Raw genomic sequence first — 23,379 nt, 5'->3', positions numbered from 1 at the left:
CAAACTAAGGCAGCAGGGAAGAAGCCGCCTAAAAGCTTCTTCTATGCTAAACCTAAACGTTCAAAGATCAGATCCACATTTTTCAGATGGTAATGATAATCAAAGCAGTCAGCAATTTTTTCCGGAGAAAGACGGGAAGTGATTTTCTCTTCCGCTTCCACAAGCTCACGGAACGGTACTTGCTTTTCCCATGCCTCCATTGCTTTCGGCTGCACTGTGTCATAAGCTTCTTCACGAGTCAGGCCTGTGTCAATCAATGCCAGCAGCACGCGCTGAGAGTAGATCAGCCCCAATGTGCGGTCCATGTTGCGCTTCATGTTTTCCGGGAAGACCGTTAAGTTCTTCACGATGTTGGAGAAGCGGTTCAGCATGTAATTCAGCGCGGTTGTCGCATCCGGAAGAATAATCCGTTCCGCTGAAGAATGAGAAATATCGCGCTCATGCCATAACGGAACATTTTCGTAAGCTGTCATCATGTAGCCGCGAATGACACGCGCTATACCTGTCATGTTTTCAGAACCGATCGGATTCCGTTTATGCGGCATTGCGGATGACCCTTTTTGCCCTTTCGCAAAAAATTCCTCGACCTCACGTGTTTCACTCTTTTGCAGTCCGCGAATTTCAACTGCGAATTTCTCAATGCTTGTCGCGATCAAAGCAAGTGTCGCCATATAATCAGCATGGCGGTCACGCTGAAGCGTTTGTGTTGAAATCGGTGCGGCTTTCAGGCCGAGTTTCTCACAAACATATTGCTCAACAAACGGATCAATGTTCGCATATGTGCCGACAGCACCGGAAATCTTCCCAACCTCAATGCCTTCCTTCGCTTGTTTAAAGCGTTCAAGGTTGCGTTTCATTTCTTCGTGCCAAAGCGCAAGTTTTAAACCAAATGTTGTAGGCTCTGCGTGTACGCCGTGTGTACGGCCCATCATGACTGTGTATTTATGTTCTTTCGCTTTTTCTTTTATGATGTCAACAAATCTCTCAAGGTCCTTGAGCAGAATGTCATTAGCCTGTTTTAATAAGTAAGAAAGAGCGGTATCTACGACGTCAGTTGACGTTAAGCCGTAATGCACCCATTTTCTTTCTTCGCCCAGTGATTCGGATACAGCGCGCGTAAAAGCAACTACGTCATGGCGCGTGTCCTGTTCGATTTCTAATATGCGGTTGATGTCAAATGACGCGTTTTCGCGCATCAGCTTTACGTCTTCTTTTGGAATAACGCCAAGCTCCGCCCACGCTTCACAGGCAAGAATTTCAACCTCTAACCATGCTTGAAATCTGTTTTCATCCGTCCAAATCGCGGACATTTCAGGTCTTGAATAACGTTCGATCATTCTGCTTGTCCTCCGTCTCTATTTCTCCATTTATTTGTGATCTCCTGAATCCATTCGTCTTCAGGCTGCTTCATAAAAGTAATATGCCCCATTTTGCGGCCTTTTTTGATTTCATGTTTTCCGTATACATAAAGCTTTGCTTCTCTTAAAAGCTCCGGCTCTTCCTCTGGGATCTTCACTTCATCGCCGAGAAGATTCACCATCATGCCAGGCTTCAGCAGCTCCGTTTTTCCAAGCGGAAGGCCGCAAACCGCTCTGATATGCTGTTCAAACTGGCTCGTCTCGCAAAGATCCAGCGTGTAATGTCCTGAATTGTGCGGTCTAGGCGCCAGTTCATTAACCAAAAGCTCATCGCCCTCTGTCAGGAACATTTCAACAGCAAGCGGTCCGACAAGATTCAGCTCATCTGCGAGCTTAACGGCCAGCTCAGCAGCCTTTGCCTGAATCCTTTCTTCAACCCGTGCAGGCACGATGCTTTGGAACAGAATATTATTGTGGTGAATGTTTTCCGCTGCCGGGAACGTCGAAATTTCTCCGTTTACCGATCTGACAACGATGACCGACAGTTCCATTTTAAAAGAAACCCAGCTTTCGAGAATGCAAGTTCCTTGCTTTAAAAGAGCTGAAGCCTCTTCTATTTGTGACGCTTCCTTGATGACAAATTGGCCTTTGCCGTCATATCCGCCGCGGCATGTTTTCAGCACTGCGGGAAGCCCCAGCGACTGAACCGCCTCTTTCAGCTCATCCTTTGTTTTGACGATGCTGTAAGGGGCAACTTCACAGCCCGCGGATTGAATCGCTTTTTTCTCTGTTTCACGGTTTTGGGTAATGAGCAGCAGCTCACTTCCTTGCGGGAGATACGCATGATCTTTCAGCCAATGCAGCGCATCATAATCGATGTTTTCAAACTCATACGTGATAATATCGCTGATGTCAGCCAATTTCCGAATCGCTTCGCGGTCGTTGTATGAAGCGGTGATTTCGATATCCGCGACCTGCCCGCACGGCGAATCTTTCACCGGATCAACGACCGCGACTTTATACCCCATTTGTTTTGCGGAGACAGCCATCATTTTCCCAAGCTGTCCGCCGCCGATTATGCCGATGACGGCTCCTGGATAGATGATTTGATTAGACAAGCTGATCACTGCTTTCTAACACTGTTTGTTTTGTATTTTCTCTTCTTTCATCTAACATTCTGGCTAGATCCTCGTCAAAAGCTGACAAAATTTGCGCCGCTAACAGACCAGCGTTCACAGCGCCCGCTTTTCCGATGGCTGTTGTGGCAACCGGAACGCCTCCAGGCATTTGCACGATGGAAAGAAGTGAATCGAGTCCGTTCAACGCCTTAGACTGAACCGGAACGCCGATAACCGGCAGCGTCGTTTTAGCAGCTGTCATCCCCGGCAAGTGCGCGGCTCCACCGGCACCTGCGATAATGACCTTAATGCCTCTTTCTCTGGCTGTTTCAGCGTACTCAAACATGAAATCAGGCGTCCGGTGAGCGGAAACCACCTTCTTTTCGTACGGCACTTCAAGTTCTTCAAGTATGTCGCATGCGTTTTTCATTGTCTCCCAATCGGAAGTGCTTCCCATGATGATTCCTACTAGCGGCTGCATTCTGTTCCCACCTTCTAATGCTTTAGTTTTCAGAAAATAAAAAATACCCGGCTTTGTATTGCATTATGAGGAAGCAATACAAACCGGGCATGGTGCATGTATCGGCAGTCGTTCGCTTCTGCGATATATCCATGTCAGTTTTATCGATCACTTTCCTGCATAGTCCGGCAATTTACGGTTGCCGGGTAGAAACTTATGGGCCATATTCCCAAGATTATATGAGGTCGTGTTTTGATTTCATGTTTATCTTAACAACGGACATGAATAATGTCAACGACATTATCGAACGATATAAAAATTCATTCTGCTAATGTTCGTGTTTTAGATCAATTTCCCTTCAAATACGATTTTTTTTCCGCACGGAACGATCTGAATTGACCCATCTTCCATCTTTTCCTTGAAGATCGGCTCTTCCATTCGACGTACAGGCATATACCCTTCTTCTTTCATTTGCTGAAGCACTGCTTCGATCGTTTGCTGTTCTGTCACTTCAAACTTTTTCTTCTTCGGTTTTGCCATTATTCTTTAATTCTCCTCTTCTTCACCGCTTTGACCCAGAAGCCGCCGTGGATCGTTTTTGGTTCATACGCAATAATAAAAGCTTTTGAATCAAGCGTTTTAATCGTCTCGTACAGCTGCAGCTCATATCTTCTCGGCGTCAAAATCTGCAGAGCCGTGCGGTCGCCTTCAAGTCCGCCTGCCACCCAGTTCGTCACGCCATAGCCTTTTTCACGAAGCTGCTTCGGAAGATCGAGGTCAAGCTCTTTTGTAATCACATTGACCATAATATAGCCAAGCGCCAGTTTTTCTTCGATTTTCATTCCGACAATCACGCCCAGACCATAGCCGAGTGCGTACGCAATCACGTTTTGAATCTGGTCTAAGTTATCGAGCACGAGGCTCAGCCCGGTCACATAAACCAAAATTTCAATCGTGCTGATTCCGGCCGCTAAATACCGCTGGCCTTTCAGTGTTAAAATCATTCTTATCGTAAAAAATGATACATAAACAACATTGATAATCAGAATAATGAGAACCATTGCTAATCCGTTTGATAATAAGGTTTGCATCATTTTATAAAACCCCCTTACTCATTCAACTTACGTAAAGCATTCATATTCTACTAGAGAAATGAACCCTTTACAATCAGCTATGGCCGTTATCGCAGACAAAATTTTTCGACACACTCTCTTCATCACTCAGCAATAGTTTACCCTCTTTCTATCCTTTTCAAAATCCAAACAAAAAAGCCTGCTTTTCAGCAGACTCACATTTCTTTATTTATTGTCATATCTCTTTTTTCATTTTCCGAAGGGACTCATATTCTTTCTCAAGTTCACTCAGCGTATAATCAGCGAGCTGTTCCCCTCTTCCGCGATAAAATTCTGAGAGCATTAATTTGGTTTTTAAAAATTCCTTCTTTTGATAAATCGCCTGACGAAGTAAATGGGCCATGTCCATCATCCTCCACAGCATTTTCCTCATCATACACGGATTAATCCTACAATTCAACTGTGTTTTTTAGATATATTTGTAAAAACTGTGACATCAAAAAACCGGCCTTTTCAGCCGGTTTTTTTACATTAAAGCGGGATAAGCGACGCCGTAAAATATTCAGAAATAAACGGCCATGTCACTGCCGCAAACAGCAGCGCAACAGCTAAAACAGCAAACACACAATAGATGTAGTCAATCGGTGCCTCACTTGCCGTCTGATACAGACGCTGTACATACAGCGCCATCATAAAGAAAAGCGAAAACAGGATTAAGACTGTGAAAAGGACAGTCAGCATCGGTACATTCACGATCGCAAATATCATCCAAATGATTGAAACGGCGATCACCGGTACAAGCAATGAGCCAAAACCAGCCGCAGCTTCCTTGATTGATACCTTTTGCTTCATCATATACCGAGACACGGCCCATATTGAGAAGACCATAACAGCAAAAAAGACGAGCATATACACAAGAACGACAAAAAATCCGTCATAAAACGCGTGATGGCGTTCTCCAAAACCGAGCGGCCTGTTCCAGCTCGCCTTTAACTGAAACCAGTTCCCGATTGAAAAAACGATACTGAATATGAGCATTGAAATAAGACCATATTTATAATGAGAAAAACCATCTGCCACGACCGTTTTCGCCGGAGATTTCAATATTGAAAAAGCAAAGCCGCAATATCTGTTAATGGCTGCCCAAACAGAGGCTAGCTTTTCTTTCGCAGACGATTCTACGCGTTCCTTATGTTGTTTCTGCTTTTTCTGCTTCTGCTTGCTTTGGCGGCTGGCCTTTCTCGACATCCGCGAAAGCGGCTCTTCATCTATTCCTTCATTCTGGTTAACTTCTTCTTCCAACGTTTCTTTTCTTTCTTCCGTCATGTTAGCAACTCCTATCAAAAATATACGGCGGAATACCATTCAGCAAGAAAATAAAACACTTATATAAGGTACCGAAGCCTTCCTGAACAGTCAAGTCATTTCCATTTCAGTAAACAATGGCGGCACATCTACATGACGGTATATGATATGAAATGGTTTTGCCTTTCGCAACAAAATAAAAAACCAGCCGCAACATCGCAGCTGGTTTTCAATCATTATTTCAAGAAAATAAAGTAAAGAATAAATACAACAAACAGTCCGTACATGATCGGATGAACCTCTTTGGCTTTCCCTTTGCACACCATTGTAATCGGGTAGAAAATAAATCCGATCGCAATTCCAGTCGCAATGCTGTACGTTAGCGGCATCATGATCATTGTAAGGAAAGCGGGAACCGCCACTTCAAACTTATCCCAAGCGATTTTGCCAAGCGGCGCTACCATTAATGCACCCACTATGATCAGTGCCGGAGCTGTTACATTTGACGTAACGACTGATAGAAGCGGTGAGAAAAACATAGCGAGCAAAAAGAGAATTCCAGTTACAATTGCCGCAAAACCGGAACGGGCCCCCGCAGCAACACCCGAGCTTGATTCCACATAAGACGTTGTTGTAGACGTCCCAAGCACGGAGCCGATAACGATTGAAGTTGAGTCAGCTAAAAGTGCACGGCCTGCACGCGGCAATTTGTTTTCCTTCATTAAACCAGCCTGTGTTGCCACAGCAACCAGTGTACCAGCCGTATCAAAAAATCCGACAAACAAGAATGTTAAAATGACGATCAGCATTTGCACAGAGAAAATATCCGGCAAGTGAATCCAAGCTTGTCCAAACGTCGATTCAAGGCTTGGCACACTTCCGACGATTTGAGACGGAACCGGAACCAAACCGAAAATCATACCGGCAATCGCCGTTAACAGCATCCCGATAAACACGCCTGCGTTCACGCGAAGCACCATTAAAATAACCGTTACAATGACACCGAAAATCGTTAACAGCACAGGACCGCTGTGAATGTTTCCGATTGTGACAAGGGTTGAAGGATTCGATGCAATGATCCCTGAGCCCTGTAAGCCGACAAATGTAATAAATAGGCCAATCCCCGCTCCGACTGCCAATTTCAGCTCAGGCGGAATAGCGTTAATGATTTTTTCACGAAAACCTGTTAAAGAAAGAGCAACAAAGATCAGTCCTGAAATGAAAACACCAGACAAAGCGGCCTGCCAGGAAATCCCCATACCGAGAACAACAGAAAACGCAAAAAACGCGTTCAGCCCCATACCGGGCGCAATGGCAATCGGATATCTCGCAATTAAGCCCATTAAAATACAGCCTGCTGCTGACGCCAAAGCTGTCGCCGTAAAGACCGCACCTTGATCTATTCTCAATGCTTCCGGAAAATCTTTTACACTTTCCAAAGCTAGCGTAATCGGATTGACGAACAGGATATACGCCATGGATAAAAAGGTCGTTAATCCGCCGATGATTTCGTTGCGATAGCTGGTGCCCAGCTCATCAAACTGAAAAAACTTTTTCAAGCTATTTGACTCCCTTCACTCTTTGCTATTTATCCTGCCCTGAAATCGCCAAATAAAAAACGCCCCAATATATTTTGGGACGCTTGACTACAGACGGATTCCAGTTTGAATAAATAAACGTGTTTTATTTATATCAAACGAAAGAAATGTTTACGTAGTCAAGCCATTTACGGTAGCTTGGTAGAAACTTGCGAGCCATATCCCCGCGATTATACGAATTCATCTTATTTGATTTCTGTGTCTATTGTACCAAGTTCGATTTGAAAAAACAATATAAAAAAACGAACAATAGTCGGTTAAAAATTGATTTTGTTCGTAATAAACAAAAAAACCATCTTCTCGGCATAATTGCCAAAGAAAATGGTTTTCGCTAATTTTACTTATTCCCACTCAATCGTCGCAGGCGGCTTACTTGTAATATCGTACACCACGCGGTTAATGTGCTTCACTTCGTTTACGATACGTGTAGAAATCACTTCAAGCACATCCCATGGGATACGCGCCCAGTCAGAAGTCATGCCGTCAATTGAAGTAACGGCGCGAATTCCGATTGTGTAATCATATGTTCTCGCGTCACCCATAACACCGACGCTGCGGATGTCAGGAAGAACAGTGAAGTATTGCCAGATATCACGCTCTAACCCGTGATTTGCTACTTCTTCACGCAAAATCGCATCTGATTCACGAACGATTTCCAGTTTTTCTTCTGTTACTTCGCCAAGAACGCGGATGCCGAGGCCCGGTCCTGGGAAAGGCTGGCGCCATACGATTTCATCCGGAATGCCGAGCTCTGTGCCAAGCGCGCGCACTTCGTCTTTGAAGAGCGTGTTTAACGGCTCGATCAGTTCAAACTGCATGTCTTCAGGAAGCCCGCCGACATTATGGTGAGATTTGATCGTTTGCGCCGTTGCAGTACCGCTCTCGATGATATCAGTGTAAAGCGTTCCTTGTGCAAGGTAGTCGATGCCTTTGAGCTTGTCCGCTTCATCGTCGAACACATAAATAAATTCATTACCGATGATTTTGCGTTTTTGCTCAGGATCAGAAACGCCTTTCAGTTTATTTAAGAATCTGTCTTTTGCGTCTACTTTAATCACGTTCATGTTAAAGCCTTCGCTGAATGTTTTCATAACACCTTCAGCCTCGCCTTTACGGAGCAGGCCATGGTCTACAAAGATACAAGTCAGCTGGTCGCCGATCGCTTTATGAATCAAAACAGCAACAACAGAAGAATCAACGCCGCCGCTAAGCGCACAAAGAACCTGTTTGTCTCCGACCGTTTCACGGATTTTTTGCATTTCGATTTCGATAAAGTTCTCCATTGACCATTTGCCTTCACATTCGCAAACGCCGAATACAAAGTTTTTCAGAAGGTCATTGCCGTATTCAGAATGGCGCACTTCCGGATGGAACTGAACACCGTACCATTTTTTATCCGCTTTGCTCATCGCTGAGTTCGGGCAGTGATGGCTTGTCGCATCAACAGTGAAACCTTCAGGCACTTCTACAACCAGGTCACCGTGGCTCATCCAAACCACTTGTTCATTCGGAAGATCTTTGAACAAATCAGGTGTTCCTTCGATGTGGATGTTCGCTTTACCGTATTCACGCTGGCTGGCAGCTTCTACTTTACCACCAAGGTAATGAGTCATCAGCTGCATGCCGTAGCAAATTCCCAATACAGGAACATCTAATTCGAAGATTTTCTCGTCACAGCGGAAAGAGCCTTCATCATATACACTGTTCGGACCGCCGGATAAAATAATTCCTTTTGGATTCATTTCTTTAATTTCTTCAGCCGTCAATGTATGGGGATGCAGCTCACTGTATACACCAAATTCACGGATGCGGCGTGTAATCAGCTGATTGTACTGACTGCCGAAATCAAGGACAAGAATCATTTCATTCACTAACTTTGTCATGGTTGTCACCTAATCTCCTCTAAGTTTTTTGACACAGAAAAAAACGAGGACAGATATGAAACACGCTCCGCCCTCTTTTGGCAAGGCCGTTTGCCGGAGTCAGGCAACTCGCTCCCAGACTCCGATAATATTCACTAATTCTAACAACACGTCGATAAGCGGTCAAGACCATCTTCTTTTAATTAAATTTTCCCATAACTCTCTGGAATCATTCCAAAGCTTTGCCGCATCATCATTTCTGTACAGCGCCCGCTCATAGTTTGCTGTCAGCTTTAACATGTCTTCAGAATGATATGTTTCGTCAATTCGTTTTGCATATTCCCGCAGCGTTTCGCTGTCACGTTTGGGCAGGCCTCTTCTTTTCATCTGTTTCAGAAGCGCGCCGTATGCCTCAAAAAACACATGCTGATCACTGCGGAGCTTCCATTTTCTCACTGTGAAAACAGGCAGCCATAACGAACGGAATACATACAGCAACACCGCTGCCAAAAGCACCGCAGCAATGGCGACATACCAGCCTGTGCTAACACTTGCATGCGCAGACGGCGTTTTTTTAGAAACAGCAGGCTCACGTTTTTCCTTTTGTTTTTCCTCTTTCTCCGGCTGTTTTCTCTCTTCTTTCTGGTCCTCCTCTTTTGCTTTCTCAGGCGGATTGCTGCTCTCGCTGCCGGAATCCTTTTTATCAGAGGACGCAAACTCAGCCGGATTTGTGAATCCTTTTGTCGGCTCAAAAGTGACCCAGCCCTGCTCTGGAAAATACACTTCTACCCAAGAATGGGCATTGTTATTTGTCACTTCATAGATGCTGCCTTTTTTGTTCCCCGCTTCTTTATATTCACCTGACGTATATCCCTTTACCCAGCGTGCCGGAATGCCAGCTGAACGCAGGAGCACCACCATCGAGGACGAAAAGTTATCACAATAGCCTATCTTTGTTTCAAACAGAAATTGATCCACATAATCTTCGTCATCTTTAGGGACGGTCACGTTTTCTGTTTCATAGGTGAACTCATTTGATCCTAAATAGTCCTCAATAGCTTTCACCTTATCAAACATATTATCCTGGCCCTCAGTCAGCTTTATCGCAAGGTTTTTCACCCGCTCAGGAAGTGTATCAGGCAGTTGCATATAGCGATCGCTGAATGTGTACTCCTCACTGTTTTGTCTTACTTTCACTTTTTTCAGCTCATCCTGTTTATAGACCGGGGAATTGTACGTCACTGTATAACTGCCCATGTTCCGAATATCACCGCTCTGCTCACTGATCGGAGTTATTTGTTCAGTGTTCCCGTTCATTTCAAGTGAGACGGCCTGCTTAGGCTTAATATTTTGCGCACCAATCGGATACATTACATGGTTATATCCATAATGCTCATCGACCTTTACGCGTACAGTGTTTCGCTCTGTGGAAACCTTATGATCAAACCACAGATTTTCCACATTGCCGCCGCTAAGCTGATACGACATGCCTGTATCTGTTTCAATCCAGCCTTTTCCCGTATATGTATCCTTCGTTTCCACCCGGAAATATGTGCGCTCTTTTCCCTGCCACGTGAAAACAGGGGTATCGTCCTGCTGAAACGGACCGCCAAGCGATTCATCGTGATTCCCGTATCCGATTTTACTTTCTCCTGCCGGCACCCGATCTTGATTGGTGACTTTTTTGAGAAAAGGAACGGGATCCGGCCACTTCGGATCTGATTTCGGCGCGGCAAGCCCAAATCCCACCGCGGCCAAAATCAGCACAGACAGGGGGAGAAACCATTTCAGAACAGACGCTTTCGGTAGTGTTATTCGTTCCATCAGCTTAATGCGTTCCAAATACAGAAGGCCCATCATAAAGAAACCAATCAGCACGATACGGATAACGGCGTAGGAAGCGTCATAAGGCGTAAATGTATCAAGAATCGTAATATATGCCACTGTCATCATAAAGAAAAATAAGATTCTCCTCTGGTAAATCACCCAGTAATGGAGGAGATAGACCAGCAGCCACAGCAGCACAAAAAACAGCAGGGTCCGAAAAGAAGGAATCATATCATTCCATTGTCCTGTCTGAATAAATGTGATATTCAAATAGACGTCCTGTAAAAAAGAGCTGATCCAGCTCAAGTCAAAAATAGACCCTTCGTAAAACAATATGTGTATCGAAATGAACGTAAATAAGACACAAAAAGGAACGGTGACAAACCACCTCATCCTGAAAAAAGTCAGCAGAAACGTCAAGCCGATAAAGACAATAAAAAAGCCCGTATGCTTCGTGCCAGTAAAATGATCCAGCGGCCTGAGCCACTCCCACAGCAATAAAAAAGCCAGAAAATAAAATAACAGCAAGCTCAAACGGCTTCCCTTCTGATCATCAAGCGGCATGTACACCGTCACCTCTCTTTCTAAACAACACGCGAAGCTCGCCCGCCTCTCATGATTTGAACTCTGATTTGGTGTTTCAGCAAGCGTTCGATCATCCTATACTCACCCTGAGAAAGATCGGCGTCTTTCTCTTTTGCGAGTATAATGGTAACCGGGCTAATCCCTGCTTCTGGCATTTTCATCAAATCCTCAGTGATCTGTCCCGTGACAATCACTTTATCAGCCTGGCGAACAGACGGCTTCCCAAGCTCCTCACGTGCATAGCGGCTTACGCGGTCAGCAGCATTACAATCGCAAACGGCTAAATGATGCAGCATGTGTTTAAAATGCTGCTCACCCTCCTGAATCGGAAAAATGGACCTTTCCTTACCGATTGAAGCCAGACCTGCTCCTGCGCTATTTTTTAAAACAGAATGAAGAATTGAAGCTGTCACGGAAACAACCTCTTCGAATCCGTCAGAGCTAAAACGGTCCATCAGAAGAAACAGGTTTTTGCTTTTCGACGGTTCGAATTCCTTCGTCATCAGCTGGCTCCTTCTGGCCGAAGTCTTCCAGTCTAACGCCGCAAAACGGTCTCCCGGCTGATAGTTCCTTACACTCGCTGCGACTGAAGACTGGTGCTGATGAACAGGCGATGCCCCGCTTACGCCATCTTCCTGATAACGCTCATTCAGCTGATACTGAAGAGACTGAAAGGACGGATAAACAAACACCGCATCATCAGCTCCATAAAACGCCGTTTTTTCAATCAGGCCGAGAACATCCCCGGCCCGCACCCTGACGGCATGAAAATGATGTTCTCCACGCGGTACTGGCGCTATTTGATATGACATCGTGATGCTCCGTTTGAACCACGGAAACACCAGCTGTTTGGCCAAAGCTTCATCTCCGTTTAATGGCTCTAACCCTGACGGCAGACAATCTTCAATCACCATATACATCAGGGGAAACGGCAGTTTTCTTTTAAGCGTAATTGAAGCTTCCAGCCTGTCTCCCGCATGCAATTGCGTTTTGACGATATGCCGCAACACCTGAAAAGAGCGGAGAGGGTACATCGCCAGCAGCCCGGCGTATACAACAAAAGGGAGAAATGCATAAAACAAAAACCAGCTGACAAAGCCGCCCTGAAACATTGCATAAGAGAAAACAGCACCCGTCAATAACGTTAATGCGAGCAGTTTCCACCCGTACAACAACCATTGAAATGTCTTTTTCATCGGCGGACCGACGACCTTTGAACCGGAACTTTCACGTTTGACATGATCTCCCGTACGATTGTTTCTGCCTGAACCCCTTCGAATTTTGCTTCCGGCTGCAGAAGCATCCGGTGCGGCAGCGTATAAGGAGCTAGATATTGAATATCATCCGGAATGACATAATCGCGGCCATGAAGCAGCGCAAAGGCCTGGGCCGCTTTCATAAGTCCGATGGATCCGCGCGGACTGACGCCTAAGTGAACTGAAGCATGCTGTCTCGTCTTCTGCACGATTTCGACAATATATTCCTTCATGCTGTCATCGGCACGGACATCCTGCACTTCTCTTTGCAGGCGAATGAATTCTTCTTTTGAAATCACAGGCTCAAGTGTCTCAATCGGATGGCTTTTTTCCTGAAGAGATAAGACATCGAATTCCTCTTCAAAGGACGGATAGCCCATGCGAAGTTTAAATAAAAAACGGTCAAGCTGGGCTTCCGGCAAAGGATATGTCCCTTCATATTCCACTGGATTTTGTGTTGCCATGACAAAAAATGGAGCGGCAAGCGGCATTGTATTGCCATCAACCGTGACGCTTCCCTCTTCCATCGCTTCAAGCAAGGCAGACTGTGTCTTAGGAGATGTTCGGTTGATTTCGTCAGCCAGCACGATATTCCCCATAATCGGGCCCGGCCGGTATTCGAACTCCATTGATTTCGCATTATAGATAGAAACACCCGTTACATCGGAGGGCAGCAAATCCGGTGTGAATTGAATTCGTTTAAAATCTGCGCCGATTGATTTCGCCAGAGCGCGAACCATCATCGTTTTCCCTACGCCCGGCACATCTTCAAGCAGCACATGTCCTTTGGCAAGAATAGCTGCTAAGCTGAGTTTTGCGATGTCTCGTTTTCCAACCATTACTTTATCGATATGTTCAACTGCTTTCCCCAGCAAAGGATGCAGGTCTTCTTGGTATGACATTCTCTTCCTCCTAGTCATCTACAAAATTCATCATATAGTAACCTAACTTTACCACAAAAAACGACCTGTATAAAAAAACGATTCTACAAATTGTTACCAATACATACAGGCCATTCAAACAAAAAAAGCTTCCCATGACAGGAAGCTCTTTACCAGTTATTTGTTTTCCAAAGGCTCCATATGAACATGCGAATAATCAATCGCATGCTCCTCCTTCATTCTCCGCTCAATTTCATTCGCGATATCATGGCTCTCTGTAATATTTAACTCTGAGGACACTTCAACCACCACATCTACGTGAACAGAGCTGCCTAAATATCTCGCCTTGATGTCTTTTAAACGGCTGACACCGGAGATTTTTTCAATCGTCTGTTTATAATCGGACATGTCCTTTACGTCAAAGCCATCCGTCAATGAATGCGATGATTCTTTGAAAATATCCCATGCCGTTTTGCAAATGAGAAGGCCAATGACAAACGCTGTCACTGTATCAATCCATGCCAGATGGAATTGCGCGGCCAAAATACCGATAAACGTGCCGACACTGACGAACGCGTCCGACTTATTATCAGCAGCTGCCGCAAGCAGCGCTTGGCTGTTCACCTTTTTAGCAAGCCTTTTGTTGTACTGATAGACAATCAGCATCATGACTGCCCCGCCTGCAGCCGTCCAAGCCGCAATGATGTCCGGTGTCTCTTCTTTCACAGAAAAAATAGATTCACCGGCGCTGAAAAGCACTTGCAGGCCGACAACCATCATAATAAACGATGCGATAAGGGATGCAATTGTTTCCGCCCGAAAGTGGCCGTAAGGATGATCTTCATCAGGAGGCTTTTGAGAGATGCGGAGACCGATCAGCACAGCAACAGAAGCAATAATGTCGGTTGTGTTATTTAACCCGTCTGCCGTAAGAGCTTCCGAGTGGAATACATAACCGATGATCAGCTTAATCGCGGACAGCACAAGATACGCGGCAATACTGACCAGCGCCCCGGATTCTCCCTTTTTCAATTCATCATATCTCTCCATAAAAAAACCTCCTTTCCGCTCACGTTTTCCTATCATTATGATACAAAGCTGAACAGCAGTGGGTCTATAGAAACATGATTCACTCACCACAGAAAAATAGTGACGGTAGAACTCTTTTTACTTAACGCAACAAATTTTCATTTATAAAAAGTGTTTCAAACCCAATCATGCCAATACTTCTAGCCAATCAACACTTTTTCAAAAATATAACAAATCGAAAAAACGAATAATTGACGGAAAATTTTTTCTTTTATTTCGAACATACGCACTCCAAAAACAGCAAACAAAACCCGACAAATTTGAAATAAACTGTTATATTTTCTGACATAAATTTTCGACAAAATGTATATTTATGTTACAGTTTCAATTATCATAATATTCAGTAACAACTCTATTCTTCAAGGAGGTAACATATGAACCAGTCTCAATCAGGATTAAAAAAAGAATTAAAGACCCGACATATGACGATGATTTCTATCGCCGGCGTCATCGGAGCCGGACTATTTGTTGGCAGCGGTTCAGTGATTCACTCGACCGGGCCCGGTGCCATTGTCTCCTATGCATTAGCCGGATTACTGGTCATCTTTATCATGCGGATGCTTGGTGAAATGTCGGCCGTAAACCCGACAAGCGGATCATTTTCCCAATACGCTCATGACGCTATCGGACCGTGGGCCGGATTTGCAATCGGCTGGCTCTATTGGTTTTTCTGGGTTATTGTCATCGCTATTGAAGCAATCGCGGGAGCCGGCATTATCCAATACTGGTTCCACGATATTCCGCTGTGGATGACGAGCCTAATTTTGACGATTTTACTCACTCTGACAAACATCTACTCTGTTAAATCGTTTGGTGAGTTTGAATATTGGTTCTCCCTCATTAAAGTTGTTACAATCATCGCATTCTTAATCGTTGGTTTTGCATTTATTTTTGGCTTCGCCCCAGGCAGTGATCCAGTCGGTTTCGCAAATATTACGGGCCAAGGCGGATTTTTCCCTGAAGGCATAGGCTCTGTATTGCTCGGAATTGTTGTCGTAATCTTCTCCTTTATGGGAACGGAGATTGTTGCGATTGCTGCCGGTGAAACATCAAACCCGGTTCAATCCGTAACAAAAGCGACCCGATCCGTTGTGTGGCGCATCATTGTCTTTTACGTTGGTTCAATCGCCGTTGTCGTGGCACTTCTGCCTTGGAACTCAGCTAATATTTTAGAAAGCCCTTTCGTCGCTGTTCTTGAGCATATTGGAGTGCCGGCAGCCGCGCAGATTATGAACTTTATCGTCCTCACAGCTGTACTTTCTTGCCTGAATTCAGGTTTGTACACCACATCCAGAATGCTGTATTCACTTGCAGAAAGAAACGAAGCGCCGCGCCGCTTTATGAAACTGAGCAAAAAAGGAGTTCCCGTACAAGCAATTGTTGCCGGAACATTTTTCTCTTATATTGCGGTCGTAATGAACTACTTCTCACCTGACACCGTCTTTTTATTCTTAGTTAACTCATCAGGCGCAATCGCCCTGCTCGTCTATCTTGTCATCGCTGTTTCCCAGCTGAGAATGCGAAAAAGTCTCGAAAAAACAAACCCGGAAGCATTGAAGATCAAGATGTGGTTCTTCCCGTTCTTAACCTACGTGACCATTATTGCCATCTGCGGTATTTTAGTATCCATGGCATTTATTGAATCAATGAGAGATGAACTGCTGCTGACAGGCTTTATCACAGGCATCGTGTTGCTTTCTTATCTTGTGTTCAGAAAACGCAAGGTGTCTGAAAAAGCATCAGCCAAACAGGTTACTCAGCAACAGCCCGATATCCTGCCTTAACGGCAGGATTTTTTTTGTCACCTTCACGTCCATAATGTCATTAACTATAGTACCAATTAGGAAAATTTAAATAAGGACAGATGAAAATGACACTTGAAAAATTTGCGGATGCTCTCCCAATCCCAGATACACTAAAGCCGGTACAGCAGTCAAAAGATAGCACATACTACGAAGTAACCATGGAGGAATGCTACCATCAGCTTCACCGCGATCTCCCTCCAACCCGCCTGTGGGGCTATAATGGTTTATTTCCCGGCCCTACCATTGAAGCCAACAGAAATGAAAACGTTTATGTGAAATGGATGAATAACCTTCCTTCAGAGCATTTCCTACCGATTGATCACACCATTCATCACAGTGACAGCCAGCATGCCGAACCCGAGGTAAAAACCGTCGTTCATTTACACGGTGGCGTCACTCCTGATGATAGTGACGGTTATCCTGAGGCGTGGTTTTCTAAAGACTTTGAACAAACAGGACCTTATTTTAAACGTGAGGTTTACCATTATCCAAATCAGCAGCGCGGAGCTATTTTGTGGTATCACGATCATGCCATGGCACTGACGAGGCTGAATGTGTATGCCGGGCTCATCGGCGCTTATATCATTCATGATCCAAAGGAAAAACGCCTAAAGCTTCCATCAGGTGAATACGATGTGCCGCTTTTAATCACGGACCGTACGATTAATGAAGATGGCTCTTTATTTTATCCGAGCGGACCGGAAAACCCTTCACCGTCACTGCCTAATCCGTCAATCGTTCCAGCCTTTTGCGGAGATACAATTCTCGTCAACGGGAAGGCATGGCCATACATGGAGGTCGAACCGAGAAAATACCGCTTCCGCGTCATCAATGCCTCTAATACGAGAACATATAACCTGTCACTTGATAATGGCGGAGAATTTATCCAGATCGGTTCTGACGGCGGACTTTTGCCGCGCTCCGTCAAGCTAAACTCTTTCAGTATCGCGCCGGCTGAGCGCTTTGATATTCTCATTGACTTCGCCGCGTTTGAAGGACAATCGATTATTTTAGCAAACAGCGAGGGCTGCGGAGGCGATGTTAATCCGGAAACAGACGCAAACATCATGCAATTCAGGGTCACAAAACCGTTAGCCCAAAAAGACGAAAGCAGAAAGCCAAAATACCTGGCATCTTACCCTTCAGTGCAGCACGAAAGAATACAAAACCTCCGAACATTGAAGCTGGCAGGAACTCAAGATCAATACGGCAGACCCGTCCTTCTTCTTAACAACAAACGCTGGCACGATCCTGTCACTGAAGCACCGAAAGTCGGTTCTACCGAAATATGGTCGATCATCAATCCGACACGCGGAACACATCCCATCCATCTTCATTTGGTCTCCTTCCGTGTATTAGACCGGCGCCCGTTTGATACAGCCCGCTTTGAAGAGCGCGGAGAACTGTTCTACACCGGACCCGCCGTTCCGCCGCCACCAAGTGAAAAAGGCTGGAAAGACACGGTTCAGTCCCACGCCGGTGAAGTCCTGAGAATCGCCGTAACATTCGGGCCATACACTGGGCGGTACGTATGGCATTGCCACATTCTTGAGCATGAAGACTATGACATGATGAGACCGATGGATGTGATTGACCCCCATAAATAAGACCCAAAAAACTTGCCTGCTGCAGGCAGGTTTTTTTATCTATGAAACTTTTTCTTCCATAAATCGTATAACTTAGAAACAGCGAAAAAAGGAGCTGCTTACTATGCTGACAAACGATCTCAAAGATAAAACAACTCAATACATTTCAATTTATGACGAATTAAAATCAAAATTAAGATGGAAAGTTGCTCATAATCAGATATTAATGCTCATCTCCTCTGCATATATTGTGAATAAAAGAGATTTTGATTTTCAGCGCTTTTATGATTTGAGCAGCTATATAAAATCAAACATCGGCAGCTTTTCAACACTCAATTCTCACCACCGATTTACTGTCGCATCAATTCTGGATATTCATTTTCAGCATGAGGCGAAACAAGCGTTTCTTACGTTCATCGATGTATACAACCAAATGGTGAGGCTTGGTTATAAACGGGATATTTTCACGTACATTTCCGCTCTGATCTTGCTCACCGGCAAGACCGAAACGATAAACCAAAGAGAACAGATGAACATGGGGCTCTCTGTTTATCAGCAGATGAAGAAAAATCACTATTTTCTCACTTCAACTCAAAATGTTCCGCTTGCCGTATTGCTTGCCCAAAACGGAAAAGGGTTGCAGGCGCTGAACAAGGCAGAATCATGTTACCAGCTGCTGTCCTCTAACGGCTTTAAAAAAGGCCAATACTTACAACACGTCAGCCATATTCTTGCTCTGCAAAGTGAAAAAGACCCTGAATTCCTTGTATCCCAATGCAAACATATCTTTCAATCCATTACTGAATCTCATAAAAAGCCAAAAGATTTTCATTATCCCGATCTCTCCCTCCTCACATTCTTGGAAGAGCCGGATATCAAAACCGTTTTGGGCATTGCGCATGAACTGAACCAAGAAAAAGCATTTAAATGGGAAAAGGATATGAATTTCAAAATTGCTGTCAGTTTATATCTCAGCGAGTATATGGAGAAAAATCTGCTGATGGAATCAGGGCTGTACACAGCTATTGAAACAGCCATCCAAGCACAGCAAGCAGCCGCGACAGCTGTGATCATCAGTTCATCAGCCATTCATTCGCATGACGGAAACTAAAGGAGGAGAAAACATGCCATACATCACATTAGAAGATCAGACCCGACTATACTACGAAACTCACGGCATCGGGACACCAATCCTATTTATACACGGCGTGCTTATGAGCGGACAATTTTTCCACAAACAACTTTCAGCGCTATCTGCCAATTATCAATGTATTCGTCTCGATCTTAGAGGGCACGGCGAATCCGACAAAGTTCTTCATGGACACACCATTTCCCAATACGCCCGTGATATTAAGGAATTTATGTGTGCGATGGAGCTTGATCCTGCCGTCCTTGTCGGCTGGTCAATGGGCGCTTTCGTGGTATGGGATTATATCAATCAATTTGGGAATGATAACATTCGAGCCGCTGTTATCGTCGATCAATCGGCTTCCGACTACCAATGGGACGGCTGGGGACACGGCCCGTTTGACTTTGACGGCTTGAAAACATCAATGCACGCTATTCAAACTGACCCGCTTCCATTCTACAAAAGCTTCATCAATAATATGTTCGCAGAGCCGCCTGCATCAACAGAAACAGAATGGATGCTTGCCGAAATGTTGAAACAGCCGGCAGCCATTTCAAGCACGATTTTATTTAATCAAACGGCAGCTGATTATCGCGAATCCATTCAAAACGTTCATGTGCCGACATTGTTATGCTTCGGAGAAGACCGCAAATTTTTCTCAATAGAAGCCGGAGAACACCTGTGTGAACATATTCCAAACTCAAAGCTCGTTACATTTTCTAAGAGCAGCCATTGTCCGTTTTTAGAAGAACCGGATGCTTTCAACAGAACGCTCCTGTCCTTTTTAGATGAGCGGATTGGAAAGTCATAAAGAAAAAGGAATTAGGAGATTAGGGCAAAGTATGAGACAATAAGAATGTGCAGTAAAATACATGAGGGAAGAAGTGACTTTATGTCTTACTATAATAAACGAAATCAAGAACCGCTGCCAAAGGAAGATGTGAGTACTTGGGAATGCACAAAAGAAGACTGCAACGGCTGGACCAGAAAAAACTTCGCCAGCAGTGACACGCCATTGTGCCCTTTGTGCGGAAGTAAAATGGTCGAAGGCATTCGTTCATTAGTGAATCTCCAAAACAACAGCCAAACGAAAACAAGTTAGCTCTTCCCTTTTTTTTAAAAAGCAGTCTCTATCAGCGAACAATCCTCGATCAGAGAAGCAAATCTTATATCCAATAGCAAGGCCTCCCGGTTTGACGAGAGGCCAAGATAATGAAGCCCAAAACTGTAAACGTTTCGGGCTTTTTCACTTTTGATTATGGTATAATATGGATATGAGGGGTGATGATGTGATCAAAAACCAACAGCAGGCTGACCTGGAGAAACGAGCTTCAGACAAAAAGTTGAACTTGGCTATAAACTTATGTGCGGTCAATACCAATTATTCGTTTCTTTAAATGGCTCGGATCATTTGCCCTGCACCTCGTCCATTAAAAAAATCACTCAGCATGTGCTGAGTGATTTTTTCAGTTGATGACAGAAAAACTATTGATGATGCCATTCGGATTTTCCCATACTTTTTTGAACGTCTTCGTGTCAAGGTCATAAGAATATATTGTCCGAACCTTGGCTTCACGCCCTGTTTCGTCCTTCAGCTTTTTAGCCCCTTTGGCTTCGGCAAGGAAATAAATTTTCTTTCCGTCCTTGGAGAACTGCGGCTGCGCGTCAATTAACAGCTTATACGTTTTCTGATTTGAAATGATTTTTTCATAGGTTTTCGTGTCTGCATTCAGCATTTGAATAGAAGCTGTTTGCTCCGTGCCTTTTTGTGTATATGACGTAAACAAAATTCGTTTATCATCATCAGAAACAGCAATATCACTGATAAATTGCTCCAGGCTCTTAAGCTCATGAAGGCCGCTTTCATGACCGGTCGAAAAACGAATCTTTGTCGGCTCAGGATCGATTCCCTTCTCATTGGCTTCATCCGTTTTTTTGTAGTCTTCTTCTACAGAATAATGAAGCAATGCAAATGAATCTGTTTTTTGGTTATAAAAGAAGCTGCTGACGCTGTCATCCTGGTCATTAGCGGCAGGATACAGATTTTTGTACTTCTTCGTTTTCAAATCAAAGGATGCGATACGAAAATTGCTTTCGTCCGCTTTTCCTAAACGGAAATAAATTTTTGAGCGATCCTTTGATAAAAACAAGCTGTCCGCGCTTTCCGGACCTTTATAAAGCATAGTTTTCTTATCAGACTTAAGATCAAGCTTAAAAAGCCTCATCTCATTTTGATCGTTATTGCTTGTATAATAGAGCGCCTGCTGCTCTTGATCCAAGGCAAACGCCGGATAGCTGGTCAGCTTCTCCTCATGGATCACCTTATCATTTTCATAATACTTCGTCAGAAGATCGGTATCGGTAATCGAAACCAGAAGCTTCTCATTGTTCTCCGTGCTCACGGAAACATCGGCCGCACTCTCACTGCCTTTATCTTTAAAAGAATAAAACATAAAACCCGCAGCTGCCGCCAAAACAACGACGATAGCCAATAAAACGATTCCTTTTTTCATCTCTTATCTCCACCAATAGAAAAAGCAAGAATGCGACTTCTTGCTTTACAGATTTAAACTATGTATTAATAGCTGTAATGCCCCGATACTTTTCCTTTGCTTAATGGGTATCCCAGCGCTTTAAACGCTTTAGGGCTTACATCCAGCACTGCATTAGGCATTCTGCCAACATCATTTTTATAAACCGTAATGACCTTTTTAGGTTTCGCTTTTGCATAAGCTCTGATTTTTGTCCCATTTCTAGGTACGTCAAATCCGATCTTTGTCGCACAGTCCCAATGTCCAAGTTTTTTACCTGAAGAGCCTTTTTTCCCAACTCCGTTATACCAAGTAATATTTCCGTTCACATGTTTCGCATTGGCATCTGCCGAAAAACTGAAAGCTCCCAAAGTACTTCCTACTAAGATAAAAGCGGCTAAAATGACTTTCTTCAACATTTCGTCCCCCTGTTTGTTAACATCTAGGAAAAATTATACACGATCAACCGGGGATTTTTTATTTCAATATCCTTACAGTAATGTTACAAAGTCAAAAAAATGTCCTCTACTAAAATAAACCATGGAAGATTATCCTATTATAATTGCAGTGTTAGCGTTATAATTGTTGATAGAGTAGTTGACGCATTCAATATGAACGAACCATTACCGTATTGTTCAAGCCAAATTCATAGTTATGTAAACGATTCTTACTCTCTCATTATAAAGAAAAAAGAGTGTGCGAGACTCTTTTTTCTTCAAAGTTTCTTTTTTCAAAAAAACGTAGTCTATATTATATATAAGTTTTATCTTTTTTTGGTTTTTAAAAATGGCGATTTTGTGAACAGTTCATATTGATCGGTGCGGAATTACTCATATCAAAAGATATAGGAGTGGTAATCCATGAAGGCAGCTAGATGGCATAACCAAAAGGATATCCGTATTGAAAATATTGAAGAGCCAAAAGTGGAACCGGGAAAAGTCAAGATCAAAGTCAAATGGTGCGGCATCTGCGGCAGTGATTTACACGAGTATTTAGGAGGCCCGATTTTTATCCCGGTGGACAAACCCCATCCTTTAACAAAAGAAACAGCACCTGTCACAATGGGGCATGAATTCTCCGGGGAAGTTGTTGAAGTCGGGGAAGGTGTTGAAAACTATAAAATCGGAGACCGAGTCGTTGTGGAACCGATTTTTGCAACACACGGACATCAGGGCGCGTACAACCTTGATGAACAAATGGGATTCCTCGGCTTAGCCGGAGGAGGCGGCGGATTCTCCGAATACGTCTCTGTAGATGAAGAGCTGTTATTCAAACTTCCTGAGGAATTATCATATGAACAAGGCGCACTCGTTGAACCTTCTGCGGTCGCTTTATACGCTGTCCGCTCAAGCAAAATCAAAGCCGGTGACAAAGCGGCTGTATTCGGCTGCGGCCCGATTGGACTACTTGTCATTGAAGCGCTGAAAGCTGCCGGTGCTACTGAAATTTACGCTGTTGAGCTCTCACCTGAGCGCCAGCAAAAAGCTGAGGAGCTTGGCGCCATTATCGTGGATCCTTCCAAAACAGACGATGTAGTGGCCCATATCACAGACCTTACAGGTGGCGGCGTTGACGTAGCCTTTGAAGTAACCGGGGTTCCAGTCGTTTTACGCCAAGCTATCCAATCTACAACAATTGCCGGTGAGACAGTGATCGTCAGCATCTGGGAAAAAGGCGCTGAAATTCATCCGAATGATATCGTAATCAAGGAACGCACAGTGAAAGGAATCATCGGGTACCGTGACGTATTCCCAGCTGTATTGTCATTAATGAAAGAAGGCTATTTCTCAGCCGATAAACTCGTTACGAAAAAAATCGTGTTAGACGATCTAATCGAAGAGGGCTTCGGATCTCTGATCAAAGAGAAAAACCAAGTGAAAATCCTTGTCAGACCAAACTAAACATACTAATAAAGA

The 23,379-nt window shown here is 44.2% G+C and carries 21 protein-coding genes, 1 pseudogene and 2 riboswitches; of the genes and pseudogenes, 7 read left to right on the top strand and 15 right to left on the bottom strand.

Annotated elements, in window-relative coordinates:
• Positions 1 to 41: 41 nt before the first annotated feature.
• The 13 genes from purB to mneS all read right to left on the bottom strand — a co-directional run bounded on the left by purB (position 42) and on the right by mneS (position 14,373).
• Complete coding sequence (gene purB, locus LJF29_RS12060) at positions 42 to 1,337, bottom strand: adenylosuccinate lyase (protein WP_010333244.1); 1,296 nt, start codon at positions 1,335 to 1,337, stop codon at positions 42 to 44.
• A complete protein-coding gene (gene purK / locus LJF29_RS12055) occupies positions 1,334 to 2,476 on the bottom strand; it encodes a 5-(carboxyamino)imidazole ribonucleotide synthase (RefSeq protein WP_229148727.1) in 1,143 nt (380 codons plus the stop codon). The genes purB and purK overlap by 4 nt, the downstream gene beginning before the upstream one ends.
• Positions 2,469 to 2,957, bottom strand: coding sequence for a 5-(carboxyamino)imidazole ribonucleotide mutase (gene purE / locus LJF29_RS12050; RefSeq protein WP_229148726.1), 489 nt, complete (start codon positions 2,955 to 2,957; stop codon positions 2,469 to 2,471). Before purE ends, purK begins: the two co-directional genes overlap by 8 nt.
• A gap of 140 nt (positions 2,958 to 3,097) precedes the next feature.
• Positions 3,098 to 3,199, bottom strand: a riboswitch (purine riboswitch).
• A 79-nt stretch (positions 3,200 to 3,278) separates the two neighbouring features.
• Positions 3,279 to 3,476: an NETI motif-containing protein gene (locus LJF29_RS12045; RefSeq protein WP_010333241.1), complete on the bottom strand. Its 198-nt coding sequence runs from the start codon at positions 3,474 to 3,476 to the stop codon at positions 3,279 to 3,281.
• Positions 3,476 to 4,030: a DUF2179 domain-containing protein gene (locus LJF29_RS12040; protein WP_010333240.1), complete on the bottom strand. Its 555-nt coding sequence runs from the start codon at positions 4,028 to 4,030 to the stop codon at positions 3,476 to 3,478. The genes LJF29_RS12045 and LJF29_RS12040 overlap by 1 nt, the downstream gene beginning before the upstream one ends.
• Before the next feature lie 214 nt (positions 4,031 to 4,244).
• On the bottom strand, positions 4,245 to 4,412 hold the full coding sequence (locus LJF29_RS12035) for a Fur-regulated basic protein FbpA (RefSeq protein WP_229148725.1): 168 nt from the start codon (positions 4,410 to 4,412) through the stop codon (positions 4,245 to 4,247).
• A gap of 128 nt (positions 4,413 to 4,540) precedes the next feature.
• The gene (locus tag LJF29_RS12030; protein ID WP_229148724.1) at positions 4,541 to 5,335 is read right to left on the bottom strand and encodes a hypothetical protein; all 795 of its coding nucleotides are present in this window, start codon (positions 5,333 to 5,335) and stop codon (positions 4,541 to 4,543) included.
• A gap of 215 nt (positions 5,336 to 5,550) precedes the next feature.
• Positions 5,551 to 6,873: a hypoxanthine/guanine permease PbuG gene (gene pbuG / locus LJF29_RS12025; RefSeq protein ID WP_010333237.1), complete on the bottom strand. Its 1,323-nt coding sequence runs from the start codon at positions 6,871 to 6,873 to the stop codon at positions 5,551 to 5,553.
• A gap of 135 nt (positions 6,874 to 7,008) precedes the next feature.
• Positions 7,009 to 7,110, bottom strand: a riboswitch (purine riboswitch).
• 143 nt (positions 7,111 to 7,253) lie between these two features.
• The gene (guaA, locus tag LJF29_RS12020) at positions 7,254 to 8,795 is read right to left on the bottom strand and encodes a glutamine-hydrolyzing GMP synthase (RefSeq protein ID WP_010333236.1); all 1,542 of its coding nucleotides are present in this window, start codon (positions 8,793 to 8,795) and stop codon (positions 7,254 to 7,256) included.
• Between the two features lie 162 nt (positions 8,796 to 8,957).
• Positions 8,958 to 11,165, bottom strand: a complete 2,208-nt coding sequence (locus tag LJF29_RS12015; protein WP_229148723.1) for a DUF4129 domain-containing transglutaminase family protein — start codon at positions 11,163 to 11,165, stop codon at positions 8,958 to 8,960.
• Between the two features lie 20 nt (positions 11,166 to 11,185).
• Positions 11,186 to 12,382, bottom strand: coding sequence for a DUF58 domain-containing protein (locus LJF29_RS12010; RefSeq protein WP_229148722.1), 1,197 nt, complete (start codon positions 12,380 to 12,382; stop codon positions 11,186 to 11,188).
• The gene (locus LJF29_RS12005) at positions 12,379 to 13,344 is read right to left on the bottom strand and encodes an AAA family ATPase (protein WP_010333233.1); all 966 of its coding nucleotides are present in this window, start codon (positions 13,342 to 13,344) and stop codon (positions 12,379 to 12,381) included. The genes LJF29_RS12010 and LJF29_RS12005 overlap by 4 nt, the downstream gene beginning before the upstream one ends.
• Before the next feature lie 156 nt (positions 13,345 to 13,500).
• Positions 13,501 to 14,373 (bottom strand): manganese transporter MneS, encoded by an 873-nt coding sequence (gene mneS / locus LJF29_RS12000; protein ID WP_010333232.1) that lies wholly within the window; start codon positions 14,371 to 14,373, stop codon positions 13,501 to 13,503.
• Positions 14,374 to 14,786: 413 nt separating this feature from the next.
• Between mneS and gabP the strand changes: the two genes are divergently transcribed.
• The 6 genes and pseudogenes from gabP (at position 14,787) to LJF29_RS11970 (ending at position 20,366) form a co-directional block, all read left to right on the top strand.
• Entirely contained in the window at positions 14,787 to 16,196 is a 1,410-nt protein-coding gene (gabP, locus tag LJF29_RS11995; RefSeq protein ID WP_010333231.1) for a GABA permease, read from the top strand.
• An 86-nt stretch (positions 16,197 to 16,282) separates the two neighbouring features.
• Positions 16,283 to 17,824 carry an outer spore coat copper-dependent laccase CotA gene (gene cotA, locus LJF29_RS11990; RefSeq protein WP_229148721.1) on the top strand — a complete coding sequence of 514 codons (1,542 nt, stop codon included), beginning with the start codon at positions 16,283 to 16,285 and terminating at the stop codon, positions 17,822 to 17,824.
• 103 nt (positions 17,825 to 17,927) lie between these two features.
• Entirely contained in the window at positions 17,928 to 18,914 is a 987-nt protein-coding gene (locus LJF29_RS11985) for a DUF4003 family protein (protein ID WP_229148720.1), read from the top strand.
• Between the two features lie 13 nt (positions 18,915 to 18,927).
• On the top strand, positions 18,928 to 19,743 hold the full coding sequence (locus LJF29_RS11980) for an alpha/beta fold hydrolase (protein ID WP_229148719.1): 816 nt from the start codon (positions 18,928 to 18,930) through the stop codon (positions 19,741 to 19,743).
• Positions 19,744 to 19,824: 81 nt separating this feature from the next.
• Positions 19,825 to 20,034, top strand: coding sequence for a cold-shock protein (locus LJF29_RS11975; protein WP_010333227.1), 210 nt, complete (start codon positions 19,825 to 19,827; stop codon positions 20,032 to 20,034).
• Between the two features lie 187 nt (positions 20,035 to 20,221).
• Positions 20,222 to 20,366 (top strand): annotated as a pseudogene (locus LJF29_RS11970) (hypothetical protein).
• A gap of 32 nt (positions 20,367 to 20,398) precedes the next feature.
• Here the strand turns inward: LJF29_RS11970 and LJF29_RS11965 are convergent.
• Both LJF29_RS11965 and walM read right to left on the bottom strand, forming a co-directional pair.
• Complete coding sequence (locus LJF29_RS11965) at positions 20,399 to 21,445, bottom strand: hypothetical protein (RefSeq protein WP_229148718.1); 1,047 nt, start codon at positions 21,443 to 21,445, stop codon at positions 20,399 to 20,401.
• 65 nt (positions 21,446 to 21,510) lie between these two features.
• The gene (gene walM, locus LJF29_RS11960) at positions 21,511 to 21,882 is read right to left on the bottom strand and encodes a septal ring lytic transglycosylase RlpA family protein (protein ID WP_229148717.1); all 372 of its coding nucleotides are present in this window, start codon (positions 21,880 to 21,882) and stop codon (positions 21,511 to 21,513) included.
• A gap of 441 nt (positions 21,883 to 22,323) precedes the next feature.
• Here walM and bdhA point away from each other — a divergent pair, with 441 nt between their 5' ends.
• Positions 22,324 to 23,364, top strand: a complete 1,041-nt coding sequence (gene bdhA, locus LJF29_RS11955) for a (R,R)-butanediol dehydrogenase (protein WP_229148716.1) — start codon at positions 22,324 to 22,326, stop codon at positions 23,362 to 23,364.
• The last annotated feature ends 15 nt before the right edge of the window (positions 23,365 to 23,379 follow it).

The organism is Bacillus sp. LBG-1-113 (genome assembly GCF_020708615.1).
Taxonomy (GTDB): Bacteria; Bacillota; Bacilli; order Bacillales; family Bacillaceae; genus Bacillus; species Bacillus mojavensis.
Note: the sequence above shows the minus strand (reverse complement) of the source record. Positions and strands in the feature narration are given on the sequence as shown.